General features: G+C 73.9%; 10 protein-coding genes. 5 read left to right on the top strand and 5 right to left on the bottom strand.

The features are described from left to right. Nucleotides 1-91 precede the first annotated feature (91 nt). Entirely contained in the window at nt 92-2,539 is a 2,448-nt protein-coding gene (gene afsK, locus AC067A_RS32460) for a protein serine/threonine kinase AfsK (protein ID WP_479246499.1), read from the bottom strand. A gap of 713 nt (nt 2,540-3,252) precedes the next feature. Between afsK and AC067A_RS32455 the strand changes: the two genes are divergently transcribed. Further along, a complete protein-coding gene (locus AC067A_RS32455; protein WP_479246497.1) occupies nt 3,253-4,383 on the top strand; it encodes a nuclease/transposase family protein in 1,131 nt (376 codons plus the stop codon). Between the two features lie 34 nt (nt 4,384-4,417). Here the strand turns inward: AC067A_RS32455 and AC067A_RS32450 are convergent, their stop codons facing one another. After that, a complete protein-coding gene (locus tag AC067A_RS32450; RefSeq protein ID WP_479246495.1) occupies nt 4,418-5,221 on the bottom strand; it encodes a VOC family protein in 804 nt (267 codons plus the stop codon). 326 nt (nt 5,222-5,547) lie between these two features. Here AC067A_RS32450 and AC067A_RS32445 point away from each other — a divergent pair, with 326 nt between their 5' ends. Beyond that, the gene (locus AC067A_RS32445; protein ID WP_470874056.1) at nt 5,548-6,195 is read left to right on the top strand and encodes a TetR family transcriptional regulator; all 648 of its coding nucleotides are present in this window, start codon (nt 5,548-5,550) and stop codon (nt 6,193-6,195) included. Between the two features lie 208 nt (nt 6,196-6,403). Here the strand turns inward: AC067A_RS32445 and AC067A_RS32440 are convergent, their stop codons facing one another. Continuing rightward, on the bottom strand, nt 6,404-6,874 hold the full coding sequence (locus AC067A_RS32440) for a nitroreductase family deazaflavin-dependent oxidoreductase (protein WP_479246493.1): 471 nt from the start codon (nt 6,872-6,874) through the stop codon (nt 6,404-6,406). Continuing rightward, complete coding sequence (locus AC067A_RS32435; RefSeq protein WP_479246491.1) at nt 6,875-8,335, bottom strand: acyl-CoA dehydrogenase family protein; 1,461 nt, start codon at nt 8,333-8,335, stop codon at nt 6,875-6,877. 106 nt (nt 8,336-8,441) lie between these two features. Here AC067A_RS32435 and AC067A_RS32430 point away from each other — a divergent pair, with 106 nt between their 5' ends. The 3 genes from AC067A_RS32430 to AC067A_RS32420 all read left to right on the top strand — a co-directional run bounded on the left by AC067A_RS32430 (nt 8,442) and on the right by AC067A_RS32420 (nt 11,629). Further along, nucleotides 8,442-9,605 carry a thiolase C-terminal domain-containing protein gene (locus AC067A_RS32430; protein ID WP_479246489.1) on the top strand — a complete coding sequence of 388 codons (1,164 nt, stop codon included), beginning with the start codon at nt 8,442-8,444 and terminating at the stop codon, nt 9,603-9,605. A gap of 108 nt (nt 9,606-9,713) precedes the next feature. Then, a complete protein-coding gene (locus AC067A_RS32425; RefSeq protein WP_479246487.1) occupies nt 9,714-10,979 on the top strand; it encodes an FAD-dependent monooxygenase in 1,266 nt (421 codons plus the stop codon). Then, nucleotides 10,976-11,629, top strand: a complete 654-nt coding sequence (locus AC067A_RS32420) for a pyridoxine/pyridoxamine 5'-phosphate oxidase (RefSeq protein WP_479246485.1) — start codon at nt 10,976-10,978, stop codon at nt 11,627-11,629. The genes AC067A_RS32425 and AC067A_RS32420 overlap by 4 nt, the downstream gene beginning before the upstream one ends. A 14-nt stretch (nt 11,630-11,643) precedes the next feature. Here the strand turns inward: AC067A_RS32420 and AC067A_RS32415 are convergent, their stop codons facing one another. Further along, nucleotides 11,644-13,524 (bottom strand): AMP-dependent synthetase/ligase, encoded by a 1,881-nt coding sequence (locus tag AC067A_RS32415; protein WP_479246483.1) that lies wholly within the window; start codon nt 13,522-13,524, stop codon nt 11,644-11,646. Between the last annotated feature and the right edge of the window lie 311 nt (nt 13,525-13,835).

Raw genomic sequence — 13,835 nt, 5'->3', positions numbered from 1 at the left:
GAGTTGCCTACGCGTCACGACCACAGTCCTACCGGGTTCCACCCCACGAAGAGCACAGAACCCGGCAACTGATCACGACATCACACAGGCCCTAGCGGCCGCCGGACCCCCGGCCCGTCGCCGTGCCCTTCACCGCGTCGAGCGCGTACACGCAGCGGTCCTTGCTGCACGCGTACACGACGCCGTTCCGCACCACCGGGGAGCCGGTGATCTCGCCGCCCGTGGCGAGCTTCCAGCGCAGCTGCCCGCCGGTCGCGTCCAGGGTGTAGAGCACGTGGTCGGCCGAGCCGAAGTGCACCCGGCCGCCCGCGACCACCGGCGCGCCGACGAGCTCGCCGCCCGCCGCGAACCGCCACCGCGGGGTGCCGGTGACCGCGTCCAGCGTGTACAGCGCGCTGCCGCTGCCGACGTGCACGTTGCCGTCGGCGACCAGCACCGGCTCGGCCGACTGGCGCGGCTCGGTCGCGATCCGCCAGCGGTCCTGGCCGGTGGTGGCGTCCAGCGCGTACACCGTGCCGAGGTGGTCGGACAGGTACACCCCGCCGCCCGTGACCGCCGGCCCCGGCGCGAACGCCGGCGGCGAGAGGAAGACGGCCGGAGCCTCGAAGTGCCAGCGCACGTGACCGGCCGCGATGTCGATCGACAGCACCCGCGTGCCGGCGGAGACGTACACGCAGCCGTCCTCGGCCGGCGCCACCCGGACCGGCACGTTGGCACAGGAGGCGGCGTCGCCGATCGGGTACGACCAGCGCTCCACCCCCGTCCGGGCGTCGAGGGCCTGGAGCCGGGCGTCCCGCCACACGTACACGGTGTCGCCGTGCACCGCGGGCCCCGCCTCCGGGGTCTCGAAGTCCGTCTGCGCGCCGCTGATCTCCCACAGCTTGGCGCCGTTGGAGGCCTCCCAGCCCTGCACCCCGCCACCGCGCGTCCCGGTCACCACCGTGCCCCGGTCGACCCGCAGCGAGTACACCCAGGCGTCCGTGTGCAGCCGCCAGCGCTCGGTGCCGTCGGTGGCGTCCAGCGCGTACAGCGTGGGCCCGTCCGAGGCGTGGATGCGGCCCGAGGACACGGCCATCGACCAGGCCACGTCCCGCGTCTTGAACTGGCGCCGGCCGCTTCCCGTGTCCAGGGCGTGCACCTCGAACGAGGTCACGTACAGCAGGTCGCCGTCGACGACCGGGGTCCCCCACACGTCGTTCGACATGCGGAAGCGCCACGGACGCCAGTGCCCCGGCTCCGGCGGCGGCTGCGGGGCCGTCTGGTCGGTGCCGCCCTGCGCGGGGACGTTCAGCGGACGCGAGCCGGGCGCCGGACCGGGCTCCGCGCCGTGCGGACCGCCACCGGGCGGCCGGATCCAGCCGGTCGCCGGACCCGCGTCCGCGCTCAGGCCGACGGCCAGCGCGGCACGGGTGTCGGCGACCCGGGGACCCGGGCCGATCGGCACGGTCGCTCCCCCGAGGCGCACCGGACCGCCCGCGCTCTCGGCGGGACCCGCGTGACGGCCGCCGGGGCCCCCGACGGGCTCCGGGTGACGACCGCCGCGGGCGGGAGCCGGCCGGCTCCCGCCCGCGGGCGCGCGGTCCGGGAAGCGCGGGTCGGAGAAGCTTTCCGGCGGGTCCGCGGGAACCGGCGGCACCGGCGTACGGCCGCCGCCCCGGCGCCGCTCGATCATCGCCGTGGCACTGTGCGGGAGCCACGCCGACGCCGTACCGCTGTCGTCGCTGCCGGGCCCGAAGAGGTGCGGGGCCAGCTGCGCCTGGAGGTCCGCCGGGGAGGGCCGGCGGGTGACGTCCGTCTGCATGCACGACTCGATGAGCGGCCGCAGCTCGTCGGGCAGGCCCGCCAGGTCGGGACCTTCCCTGAGCAGCATGAACACGGTCTCGACCGGGTTCGCGCCGTGGAAGGGCGCGTGACCGGTGGCCGCGAAGACCAGCATCGAGCCCAGCGAGAAGACGTCGCTCGCGCCGGTGACGCTGCGCGAGTCGCGGGCCTGCTCGGGCGACATGTAGGCGGGGGTGCCGACGGCGACGTTGGTCATCGTCAGCCGCGTGTTGGACACCCCCGACGCGATGCCGAAGTCGATCACCCGCGGGCCGTCCTCGACGACCAGGACGTTCGACGGCTTCAGGTCACGGTGGACGAGCCCCGCGCCGTGGATGGACTGCAGGGCCTCCGCGACACCGGCCGCCAGCCAGCGGACCGCCTGGGCCGGGAGCGGCCCGCACTCGTTCACTATTTCCTCGAGGGAGGGCGCCGGCACATAGGCCGTGGCCAGCCACGGCACGGCCGCGCGCGGGTCGGCGTCGACGACGGCCGCCGTGTAGAAGCCGGAGACCGCCCGCGCCGCCTCCACCTCCCGGGTGAAGCGGACCCGGAACAGCTGGTCCTCCGCGAGCTCCGTGCGCACGGTCTTGATCGCCACGCGCCGGCCCGAGGCCGACCGCGCCAGATAGACCAGGCCCATCCCGCCCGCGCCGAGCCGGCCCAGCACCTCGAAGGGCCCGATACGTCTCGGGTCGTGCTGCGTCAGCTGTTCCACTTGCCTGCCACCTCCCCGTACGGGCCATGAGGGTACGGCCCCGTGGCCCTGATTCTTCCTGTCCGAGGGCCTGGTTGCGAACCCGGGGGCGGATCGGGGTGTCACGTGTTCTCTTTCGACGAATACGGGCGAGTGTTCGAGATATCGCTTGTTGCGGTGTAGGCGTGCGATAGCTGTGTGTTTGTACGGGTGGTGATGGCACGGTGGGCGGCGTGAAGCCCACCGCGCGGATTCGACCGCCATTCGTGCCCCCGAGGCCCTCAGGCGTGACGATCCGCACTCGCCTCAAGGGCCTCACCCATGGGGACGAGAAGGTCCTTGCGCTGGTGAGCGCGCACCTGGGCTCCCTCGCATCGCGCGACCTCAGGACCCGTTGCGCCGAGGGACTGGGGCATTCCGCAGCGTCCTGGGCGACGCGCAAGCGCGTACTCACACCCCTGTCGTCATCCCGCTGGGCGGGAAGCCTGACGAAGGCGACGCACGACCAGTGGGCACTGGCTCGACGCTCTCGGCTCGCCCACATCAGAGGTCTCGAGGCCGGGATCGCGATGATCCGGCACAGACTGTCCCTGCCGGTCGGGACGAAGGGGACGAGAAAGACCCCGGGTGGGTACCGGTCCAGGCGCGAATGGTTCCTGAAGTCACGACGTCTCGGCGTGCTGGAGGACCGGCTGGCGTCCGCACGGACCGAATGGGAAGCAGGCGTCGTACGTGTGGTGCGTGGCGGGAAGCGTCTGCTCCACAGCCGCCATCACCTCGCAGCGGCACAGACCGCCGAGGTGGAGTGGCGCAAGCGATGGGAGGCGGAGCGCTGGTTCTGCCAGGCCGATGGCGAGTCGGGCAAACCGTTCGGCAACGAGACCATCCGTGTCACTCCCGATGGCGAGATCAGCCTCAAGCTCCCGACCCCGCTCGCACCCCTGGCGAACGCGCCTCGCGGCCGGTACGTGTGCGTGGGACGGGCGCGGTTCGCGCACCGGAGCCGGGAGTGGACCGACCGCGTCGGAGCCAACAGGGCAGTCGCCTATCGCATCCACCACGACGTGGAACGCGGACGCTGGTATCTGACCGCGTCCTGGCAGATCCCCCCGACTCCCGCCCTCCCCCTGGCCACCGCACTCGGCGGCGGCGTCATCGGCGTGGACACGAACGCCGACCACCTCGCCGCCTGGCGCCTCGACACCCATGGCAACCCGACCGGAAACCCCCGCCGCTTCCCCTACGACCTGACCGGGTCGACCGCGCACCGCGACGCCCACGTCCGCCACGCCCTCACCCGCCTCCTTCACTGGGCGCAGGCCCAAGGCGTCCGCGCGATCGCGGTCGAGGACCTCGACTTCGCCGCGGAGAAGACGAGGGAGAAGTACGGGCGCAAGCGCCGGTTCCGGCAGCTCGTCTGCGGCATGCCCACCAGCAGGCTCAGATCTCGGCTGACCTCCATGGCCGATGCTTGCGGCATCGCGGTCATCGCCGTCGACCCCGCCTACACCAGCAGATGGGGTGCCCAGCACTGGCAGCGGCCCCTGAGCAGCAAGAGCCGCAAGACCACCCGCCACGACGCAGCCGCCGTGGCGATCGGAAGGCGCGCCCAAGGGCACCCGATCCGGCGACGGACGGCACCGCCCCCGCATCACCGGAGCGATGGTGCGGGGCATCGGACCGTCCAGGCCGGGCCGGGCACCCTCGGGCGTGAGGAACCCCGCCGCCGCGTTCCCGGACCACGGACACGATCCGTGCCGCCCGGACGCGGAGCGAACGCGGGCGACCAGCGTTCCCAAGACCGTTCGGGGAACGCGGCTGAGTACGAGTTCTGGCGACAGGACCCGCTCCCGCTCAGTCCCTAGGAACGGTGTCACACCTCATATCGGCGGCGGGTGGTCAGTCGGTGGGGCGGGGTTTCTCGGGGGGTTTGGGTTCGGCGAGGACGGCGAAGCGGGCGCCCTGGTTGTCGTGGAGGACGGCGATGCGGCCGTGGGGGGTGTCGAAGGGAGGGGTGGCGACGCGGCCGCCGAGGCGTTCGGTGGTGGCGCAGGCGTCGTCGCAGTCGTGGACGGCGAAGTAGACGAGGACGTGGCCGGGCATCTCGGCGGGGAAGTCGTCGGTGATGACGGCGCGGCCGCCGAAGGCGGTGTCGTCGCCGGCGCGGGAGCCGGGGGGCGACCAGACGCGGTAGTCGAAGGAGGGGTCGCGGCCCTCCTCGGCGGCGTCGGCCTGGCGGCCGAGGTAGCCGAAGACGGTGGCGTAGAAGGTGTCGACGGCCTCGGGACGGCGGGTGTACACCTCCATCCAGCAGAAGGCGCCCGGTTCGTTGGTGACGGCGAAGCCGTCGTCGTCGCCGGACTGGCGGAGGCCGAAGACGGCGCCGCCGGGGTCGGCGGCGAGGGCCAGGACGCCGAAGGGTCCGACGGGGTAGGGCTCCATCACCATCTGGCCGCCGGCGGCCTTGATCCGGGCGGCGAGGGTGCCGGCGTTCTCGGTGGCGAGGTAGAGGGTCCAGGTGGTGGGCATGCGGCCGTCCCGCTTGGGGACGAGTCCGGCGGCCCGGCGCCCGTCGAGGAGGGCCTCGTCGCGGTCGGCGTCGAAGGTCCAGCCGAAGAGCTCGCCGTAGAAGCGCTTGCCGGCTTCCAGGTCGGGGAGCTGTGCGTCCACCCAGCAGGGGGTGCCCTCAATGCGTACGGCCATGGTTCCACGCTAGGACGGCGGGGCCCGCCCCGCACGGCCCGCGCGGCCCGGCAGGGGGCGAGGGGGCGCTTCACCGGCCCCGCACGGGCTCGCGGCCCTTGGGGTGACTGGGTTGTCCACGAAAGTTGTCCACAGCCTGTTCATAAGCCTATTCGGGTGCGCCGCTCCCCCGGCCGGTCGAGAACGTCGGCAACCTGGCTTGAACCCGCCCCCGCGCCCCGGCCCGCACACCCGCGCCGACCTCGCAGAACGCCCGCGGAACGGGCCCGCACCCCATTTGCACTCGGCCGAATCGCGCGCCGATCGCCCCTCGGTAAGCTGACGGCATGACAGGACAAGTACGCACCGTCGACGGCCGCGTGGCCGGACGACGCGGCCAGGCGACGCGGCAGAAGCTGCTCGACTGCCTCGGTGAGATGCTCAGCTCCTCGCCCTACCGGGACGTCAAGGTCATCGATGTGGCCCGGAAGGCGGGTACTTCACCCGCGACGTTCTATCAGTACTTCCCGGACGTCGAGGGGGCGGTCCTCGAGATCGCGGAGGAAATGGCCAAGGAGGGCGCCGGGTTGACCGAGCTGGTCTCCGGGCGCTCCTGGGTCGGCAAGGCCGGCTGGCAGACCTCCGAGGAACTCGTCGAGGGCTTCCTGGACTTCTGGCGCAAGCACGACGCGATCCTGCGGGTCGTGGACCTCGGCGCGGCCGAGGGCGACAAGCGCTTCTACAAGATCCGCATGAAGATCCTGAACTCGGTCACCAACTCCCTCACGGACGCGGTGAAGGACCTCCAGGCCAAGAACAAGGTCGACAAGGACGTCAACCCCGCCGCCATGGCCGGCTCCCTGGTGGCGATGCTGGCCTCGGTCGCCGGCCACCAGAAGGGCTTCCAGACCTGGGGTGTGAAGCAGGCCGAACTCAAGCCGAACCTGGCCCTGTTGGTGCATCTGGGCATCACCGGCAAGAAGCCGACCCGCTAGCCCCGTCCGTTCCTTCACCCGTCCTGTCGTCGATGCCGGCGGCGGCCCGCCCTCCGCGAGGAGGAGCGGGACCGCCGTCGGCGTCGCCGTGTCCGGGGCCGGTCGGGCGGCCTCCGGGACCGCGCGCCGCCCGTCTCCGCGGCCGGTCTCCGCGGCCGGTCCGTGTCCCGGGCCGTGTCCCGGGCCGGGCGTGGGGCTCTTCGGGGCGTCACCGCCTCGTCAGGCGGAAGAGCCGGATCTCGCGCTCCACGCGGGCCTGGTAGGTGGCGTACGGCGGCCAGAACTCCAGCGCGGACCGCCAGGCGGCGGCACGCTCGTCGCCCGCGAGCAGCCGTGCGCGCACGGGGACGTCCTCGCCCCGCCAGTTGACCTCCGCCTCCGGGTGGGCGAGGAGGTTCGCGGTCCAGGCCGGGTGACCGGGGCGGCCGAAGTTGGAGCCGACGAGCAGCCAGCCGCCGTCCGGCTCGGGCATGCAGGCGAGCGGGGTGACCCTGGGCTGCCCGGTCCTCGCGCCGCGGGCGGTGAGGACGACGCCGGGCAGCATGCGGGCGCTGAGCAGCACCTTGCCGCGGGTCAGCCGGTGCACGGTCCGGTCCATCGCCGGGATGACGTGCGGGGCGATCCTGGCGAAGGTCCGGGTCGAGGACACCTTCTGCATGAGTCTCACGCCGACGGGCATCTACGCCGCCACCTCTCCGAAGAGTCCGGTCCGTTCCGCGGCCCGGGCGCGCAGGCGCCGGGCCGGGCCGAAGAGCAGTTCGTCGGAGGCGGCCCGGTGGAAGTACGCCTCCTGGTCCCGGGTGGGGCCGGTGCCGCCGGGCGGCTGGACGCCCTCGCCGGCGGTGGCGCGCAGCGCCTCCAGGGCGTGGGCGAGGGCGAGGGGGCCGCTCTCCGGTCCGGGGCCTGGTTCGCGGGCCGCGCAGTGGGTCAGGGAGCGGGCGGCCTCGACCTGGACGTAGAGGTCGGCGAGCCGGGGGTCGACCGCCGGTGAGGGGCCGGCGGGCCGGCCGGACGGTTCGCGGGGCCCGGTGCGGGCGGCCGTGCGGTCCAGGGCCTCCCGGGCCGCGCCGACGGCCTCGGCGGCGAGCATCACGGCGGCGGCCCGGCCGGCGGCGGCGAGGGCGCCGAGGACGTCGACGGGTTCCTCGCCGAGGAGTTCGGCGCCCGTGTCGCGGAACTGGACGGTGGCCCGGGCGCGGGTGGGGTCGAGGGCGTGCTGCCGGGTGCGGACGAGTCCGGGTGCCCCGGCGGCGTCGGCCCGTACGAGGAAGAGGAGGGTGCGGCTGCGGGCGAAGCCTCCGGTGTGGGCGGCGACGATCAGCAGTCCGGCGCTGTGACCGTCGACGACCTGGGCGGCCTCGCCGTACAGCCGCCAGCCGCCGTCCGCCGTGCGCGTCGCCTGGATGCCGCCGGCCCGGCCGTCGCCCGACCAGGGGTGCGCCGTGTTGTCGCCGGTCAGGCCGAGGGCGAGCGCGAGGGTGCCGGGGACGGCGAGGGTGCAGGTCAGGCTGCCGTCGGCGAGGCGCGGCAGGAACTCGGCGCGCTGGCCCGGGGTGCCGAGGGCGGCGAGCAGCGGGGCGCCGAGGACGGCGGTGGCGAGGAGGGGCGAGGGTGCGAGGACGCGGCCGGTCTCCTCGCAGGCGAGGGCGAGGGCGGCGGGGCCCCGGCCGGTGCCTCCGTACTCCTCGGGGAGGGTGAGTCCGGCCAGGCCGAGGGCGCCGGACATGCGGGCCCAGAGGGCGGTGTCGTACCCCTCGGGGGTCGCGGTCGCGGCGCGGTTCTCGTCCGGTCCGGCCCGTTCGGCGAGCAGCTCCCGCAGGGCGCGCCGGACGGCCGGCCCCTGGCCGGCGACCTTGGTGGCCTCGGCGGCGGACGGTTCCGTCGGCGTGGGGGCGACCTCGGTGGCCTCGGCGACCTCGGCGACTTCGGAGACCTCGGCGACTTCGGCGACGGACGGTTCCGTCGGCGTGAGGGCGGCCGGGGCGGGGTGCGGTCCCGTCGGCATGGCGGATGCCGTGGGCGTGAGGGCGGCCGGGGCGGGGCGTGGTTCCGGCGGTCTGGCGGCTGCCGTGGGGGGGTGCGAGGCGGTGAGCGGGTCCGTTGGCCCGGCGGTGAGCGCGGCGTGGTCGGCGGCGTCCATGGAGCTCCCTCCGTATCTGACGGTGCGTCATGCTAGGGCGGCGCGGGGCGGGTTGCCCAGAGAAGCGCCGGTCCCGATTCGACTGATCTGATGTACCGTCAGATTCATGCCCATCACGCGCAGCGCCCGCCGTGTCGCCGTCGTCGGGGTCTCGCTCTCCGACTGCGGCCGTGTCGACGAGGCCACCCCCTACGCCCTGCACGCCCAGGCCGCCCGCCGCGCCCTCGCGGACAGCGGCCTCGACCGCTCGCTGATCGACGGCCTGGCCTCGGCGGGGCTCGGCACCCTGGCCCCGGTGGAGGTCGCCGAGTACCTGGGGCTGCGCCCCCGCTGGGTGGACTCGACGGCGGTCGGCGGCGCCACCTGGGAGGTCATGGCCGCGCACGCCGCCGACGCGATCGCCGCGGGCCGCGCGAACGCGGTCCTGCTCGTGTACGGCTCCACCGCCCGCGCCGACATCCGGGCCCGGCGCCGGACCGCGAACCTGTCCTTCGGGTCGCGCGGCCCGCTGCAGTTCGAGGTCCCGTACGGGCACACCCTGATCGCCAAGTACGCGATGGCCGCCCGGCGCCACATGCACCAGTACGGGACCACCCTGGAGCAGCTCGCCGAGGTGGCGGTCCAGGCGCGGGCGAACGCGGCGCTCAATCCGGAGGCGATGTTCCGGGACCCGATCACCGTGGACGAGGTGCTCGACGGACCGATGATCGCGGACCCGTTCACCAAGCTGCACTGCTGCATCCGCAGCGACGGCGGCTGCGCGGTGCTGCTCGTCGCGGAGGAGTACGTCCAGGACTGCCGTACGGCCCCGGTGTGGGTGCTCGGCGCGGGCGAGCACGTCTCGCACACCACGATGTCGGAGTGGGAGGACTTCACGGTCTCCCCGGCGGCGGTCAGCGGCCGGCTGGCGTTCGAGCGGGCGGGCGTCCGGCCCTCCGACGTCGACGTCGCCGAGATCTACGACGCCTTCACCTACATGACGCTGGTGACCCTGGAGGACCTGGGGTTCTGCGCGAAGGGCGAGGGCGGGGCGTTCTTCGCGGAGAAGGACCGGCTGCCGGTGAACACGGACGGCGGCGGGCTCTCGGCCTGCCATCCGGGGATGCGCGGCCTGTTCCTGCTGGTGGAGGCGGTACGGCAACTGCGCGGCGAGGCGCCGGGGTTGCAGGTCCGCCGGCCGGACGGCTCGCTGCCGGAGCTGGCGGTGGCGTCGGGGACGGGGGGCTGGTTCTGCTCCTCGGGGACGGTGGTCCTCGGTCGGGACCGGTAGCCGCCCCGAAGATCTATACAAGCGTCATAGACAAGCGTGTAGGACATCCGTATAGTCGTGTCCGCGGGCAGGGAAACAGCCCGCAGACACCCGACAAGGAGTCCTGACATGAACCGCGACGCCGCCCCCGCCCGGACCGTCCTGATCTCCGGCGCCTCGATCGCCGGCCCCGCCCTCGCCCTCTGGCTCCACCGCTACGGCTTCGTCCCGACCGTCGTCGAGCGCGCTCCCGCACTCCGCACCGGCGGCTACAAGGTGGACATCCGCGGCACCGCGATCGAGGTCTGCCGCCGGATGGGCGTCCTCGACGAGATCCGGGCCGAGTCCACGGACATGCGCGGCGGTTCGTACGTCGACGACGCCGGCCGCACCATCGGCGAACTGCCGGCGGACATCTTCGGCGGGCGCGTCGAGGAGGACGACGAGATCATGCGCGGCGAACTCGCCCGCATCCTCTACGACCGGACCCGCGACGACGTCGAGTACCTCTTCGACGACTCGATCGCCGCCCTCGCGGAGGACGCGGACGGCGTCACCGTCACCTTCGAGAGCGGCACCGTCCGCCGCTTCGACCTGGTCGTCGGCGCCGACGGACTCCACTCGAACACGCGGAAGCTCGCCTTCGGCCCCGAGGAGCGGTTCAAGCGCCACCTCGGCGCGTACATCTCCATCTTCACCGCCCCCAACCACCTGGGCCTCGACCGCTGGGAGACGTACCACGCGCTCCCGCAGAAGCTGCTCTGCGTCTACAGCTCCTCCGGCGAGTCGGACGCGAAGAACCTCTTCGTCTTCTCGGCGCCCGAGGACGTCCCGTACGACCTGCGGAGCGTCACCGACCAGAAGCGGATGCTCGCCGACACCTTCGCGGGCGACGGCTGGGAGGTCCCCCGCCTCCTGGAGCACGCGGCGGCCGCCGACGACTTCTACCTCGACTCCATGTCCCTGGTGGAGATGGACCGCTGGTCCAGGGGGCGCGTCGTCCTCCTCGGCGACGCCGCCCACTGCGCCTCGCCCGCCTCCGGCCAGGGCACCGGCCTCGCCCTCACCGGCGCGTACGTCCTCGCCGGCGAGCTGGCCAGGGCGCACGGCGACCACACGGTGGCCTTCGCCCGCTACGAGGAGCGGATGCGGCCCGGCGTGGAGCAGAACCAGCGGATGGCCGAAGGCTTCGTCAAGGAGATGACCGTCGACTCCAGGTGGAAGATCGCGCTGCGCATGCTCATGGTGCGGACGCTGCCGAAGACCCCGTGGAAGAACCTGATCGCGAAGAAGATCCGCGACGGCATCCAGGCGGCGGCGAACGCGGTCCGGATCGAGGACTACGCGGCGCCGGCCGGCGGCCCGTCCGCCCCGCGCCCTAACGTGGCCGCATGACCGACTTCCACCACGCCCTGCGCTCCCTCCGGGTCTGGGACACCGCGCTCCCCTCGTTCGACCCGGTGGGCGCCCCGCCCGAGCCCCTCGCCCTCTTCCACCACTGGTTCACCGAGGCGGTCGCGGCCGGCCAGACCGAGCCGCACACCCTCTCCCTGGCCACGGTGGACGAGGACGGCAGGCCCGACGTCCGTACGGTGATGCTGCACGACGCCGACGAGCGCGGCTGGCACTTCGCCTCCCACGCCACCAGCGCCAAGGGCCGCCAGCTCGCCGCCACCCCCGAGGCGGCGCTCGGCTTCTACTGGCCGGTCCAGGGCCGCCAGGTCCGCGTCCGGGGCTACGTCACCACCGGCACCGCCGAGGAGGCGTACGCGGACCTCCACGCCCGCACCACCGGTGCCCTCGCCTCCGCCCTGGTCGGCCGCCAGAGCGAGGTGCTCGACTCCCCCGAGACCCTCGCCGAGGCGAGCGCGGCGGCCTGGCGCCGGGCCGAGGCCGAGCCGGACGCCCCTTCCCCGACCTGGACCCTGTACGTCGTCGAGCCGGCCGAGGTCGAGTTCTTCCAGGGCGACGGGCGACGCCGTCACCTCCGCCTCCGCTACCGCCGCGAGTCCGGCGGCTGGACCCGCGAACTCCTCTGGCCGTAGCGGGATTTCGGCGGCTACTCGGCCCCGGGTCCGTACATCTCCTCGATCTCGCGGGCGAAGTCCCGCAGCACCGCACGCCGTTTGAGCTTCAGGGACGGCGTCAGGTGGCCGGAGCTCTCGGAGAACTCGGCGGTCAGGACCCGGAAGGCGCGGATGGACTCGGCGCGCGAGACCAGCCGGTTGGCGTCGTCGACCGCCCGCTGGATCGCGGCGAGCAGCTCCGCGTCCCGCGCCAGCTCCCAGAGCGCCAGGTGGTCCTTGTGCCGCATCCGCCGCCAGTGCGTGAGGCCCTCGTGGTCGAGGGTGACGAGGGCGGAGACGTACGGCCGGTCGTCGCCGAGGACGAGGCAGTGGGCGACCAGCGGGTGGGCGCGCAACCAGTCCTCCAGCGGGGCCGGGGCCACGTTCTTCCCGGCGGAGGTGATGATGATGTCCTTCTTGCGGCCGGTGATCCGCAGGTAGCCGTCGGCGTCGAGCGATCCCAGGTCGCCGGTGGGGAACCAGCCGTCGTCGGTGTGGGGCAGGGCCGCTCCGCGCTGGGCGTCCCAGTAGCCGGCGAAGACGTGGCCGCCCTTGAGCCACACCTCGCCGTCGTCGGCGATGCGGACGGCGGTGCCGGGCAGCGGCCAGCCGACGGTCCCGGTGCGGGGTCGCTGCGGCGGGGTGACGGTGGAGGCGGCGGTGGTCTCCGTCAGGCCGTAGCCCTCGAAGACCTCGACGCCGGCGCCGGCGAAGAACTCGGCGAGGCGGGCGCCGAGCGGGGAGCCGCCGCAGATCACGTACTTCACCCGGCCGCCGAGCGCGTTCCGGATCCGCCGGTAGACCAGCGGGTCGTACAGGGCGCGGGCGGCGCGCAGGGCGAGGGAGGGTGTGGCCTGCTGCCCGTACCGGCGGGCGATCCGCGCGGCCCGGTCGAAGGCGGCGGCCTTTCCGCCGCGTTCGGCGGTGGCGCGGGCGGTGTTGAAGACCTTCTCCAGGACGTACGGGATGGCGAGGAGGAACGTCGGCCGGAAGCCGGCGAGGTCGGTGAGGAGTTCCTCGCCCTCGACCGAGGGGGCGTGCCCGACCCGGACCCGGGCGCGGACGCAGCCGACGGAGACCATGCGCCCGAAGACGTGGGAGAGCGGCAGGAAGAGCAGGGTGGCGGCGGGCTCCTTGCTCTCCGAGACGAAGACGGGGTGGAGCAGCCGGACGGCGTTGTCGACCTCGGCGAAGAAGTTGGCGTGGGTGAGGGCGCAGCCCTTGGGCCGGCCGGTGGTGCCGGAGGTGTAGATGAGGGTGGCGAGGGTCTCCGGGGTGAGCAGTCCCCGGCGGGCGGTGACGGCCTCGTCGGCGACCCGGGTCCCGGCTCTGCGGAGCTGGTCGACGGCGCCGGCGTCGAGGACCCAGAGGTGTGCGAGGCCGGGGAGCTGTCGGCGTTCGGCGGAGACGAGCCGGGCCTGCCCGGGGTCCTCGACGACGCAGGCGGCGGCGCCGGAGTCCTGGAGGATCCAGCGGGTCTGGAAGGCGGAGGAGGTCGGGTAGACGGGGACGGTGACGAGTCCGGCGGCCCAGGCGGCGAAGTCGATCAGGGTCCACTCGTAGGTGGTCCTGGCCATGAGCGCGAGCCGGTCGCCGGGCCGCAGCCCGTGGGCGATGAGCCCCTTGGCGACGGCGTGGACCTCGGCGGCGAAGCGGGCGGCGGTGACGTCGTGCCACCGGCCTTCGGCGTCCTTGCGGGAGAAGAGCGGGGCGTCGGGTTCCTGGCGGGCGTTGTCGTAGGGCAGGTCGGCGAGGGAGCCGCGCCGCACCAGGGGCACGAGCGGCGGCACGGAGACCTCCCGGACCCGCCCGTCCACCAGGGTCTTGCTCGGCTCGACCGGTTCGGTGCCGGATGCGGCGGTGACGACGGACACGTGCGGCTCCTCGGTTATCGCGATGAACTGAGGTCGTGCGTCGGTACGTTGCGCCCTGGCGATCCTTTGACTAGCCGGTAACCTTACTGCGCGGTAGGCCCTGGCGGCGAGAGCGTCGTGGGCTTTTCACGACGTGCCGGGCCGCTCCGGCCGGCACCCGTCGGCGCCGCCCCGCGCGACCGCCCTCCCGTACGCGCCGCCCCGCGCGACCGCCCTCCCGTACGCGCCGCCCCGCGCGACCGCCCTCCCCGCACGCGCGCCACCGCCGCCCGTACGAACGCCGCGTGCCCCCCGCCCGGTTCTCGGGTGGG

The organism is Streptomyces sp. NPDC043176, from assembly GCF_056436715.1.
The sequence above is the reverse complement of the archived record's forward strand: the minus strand, read 5'-3'. Positions and strand labels throughout refer to the sequence as shown.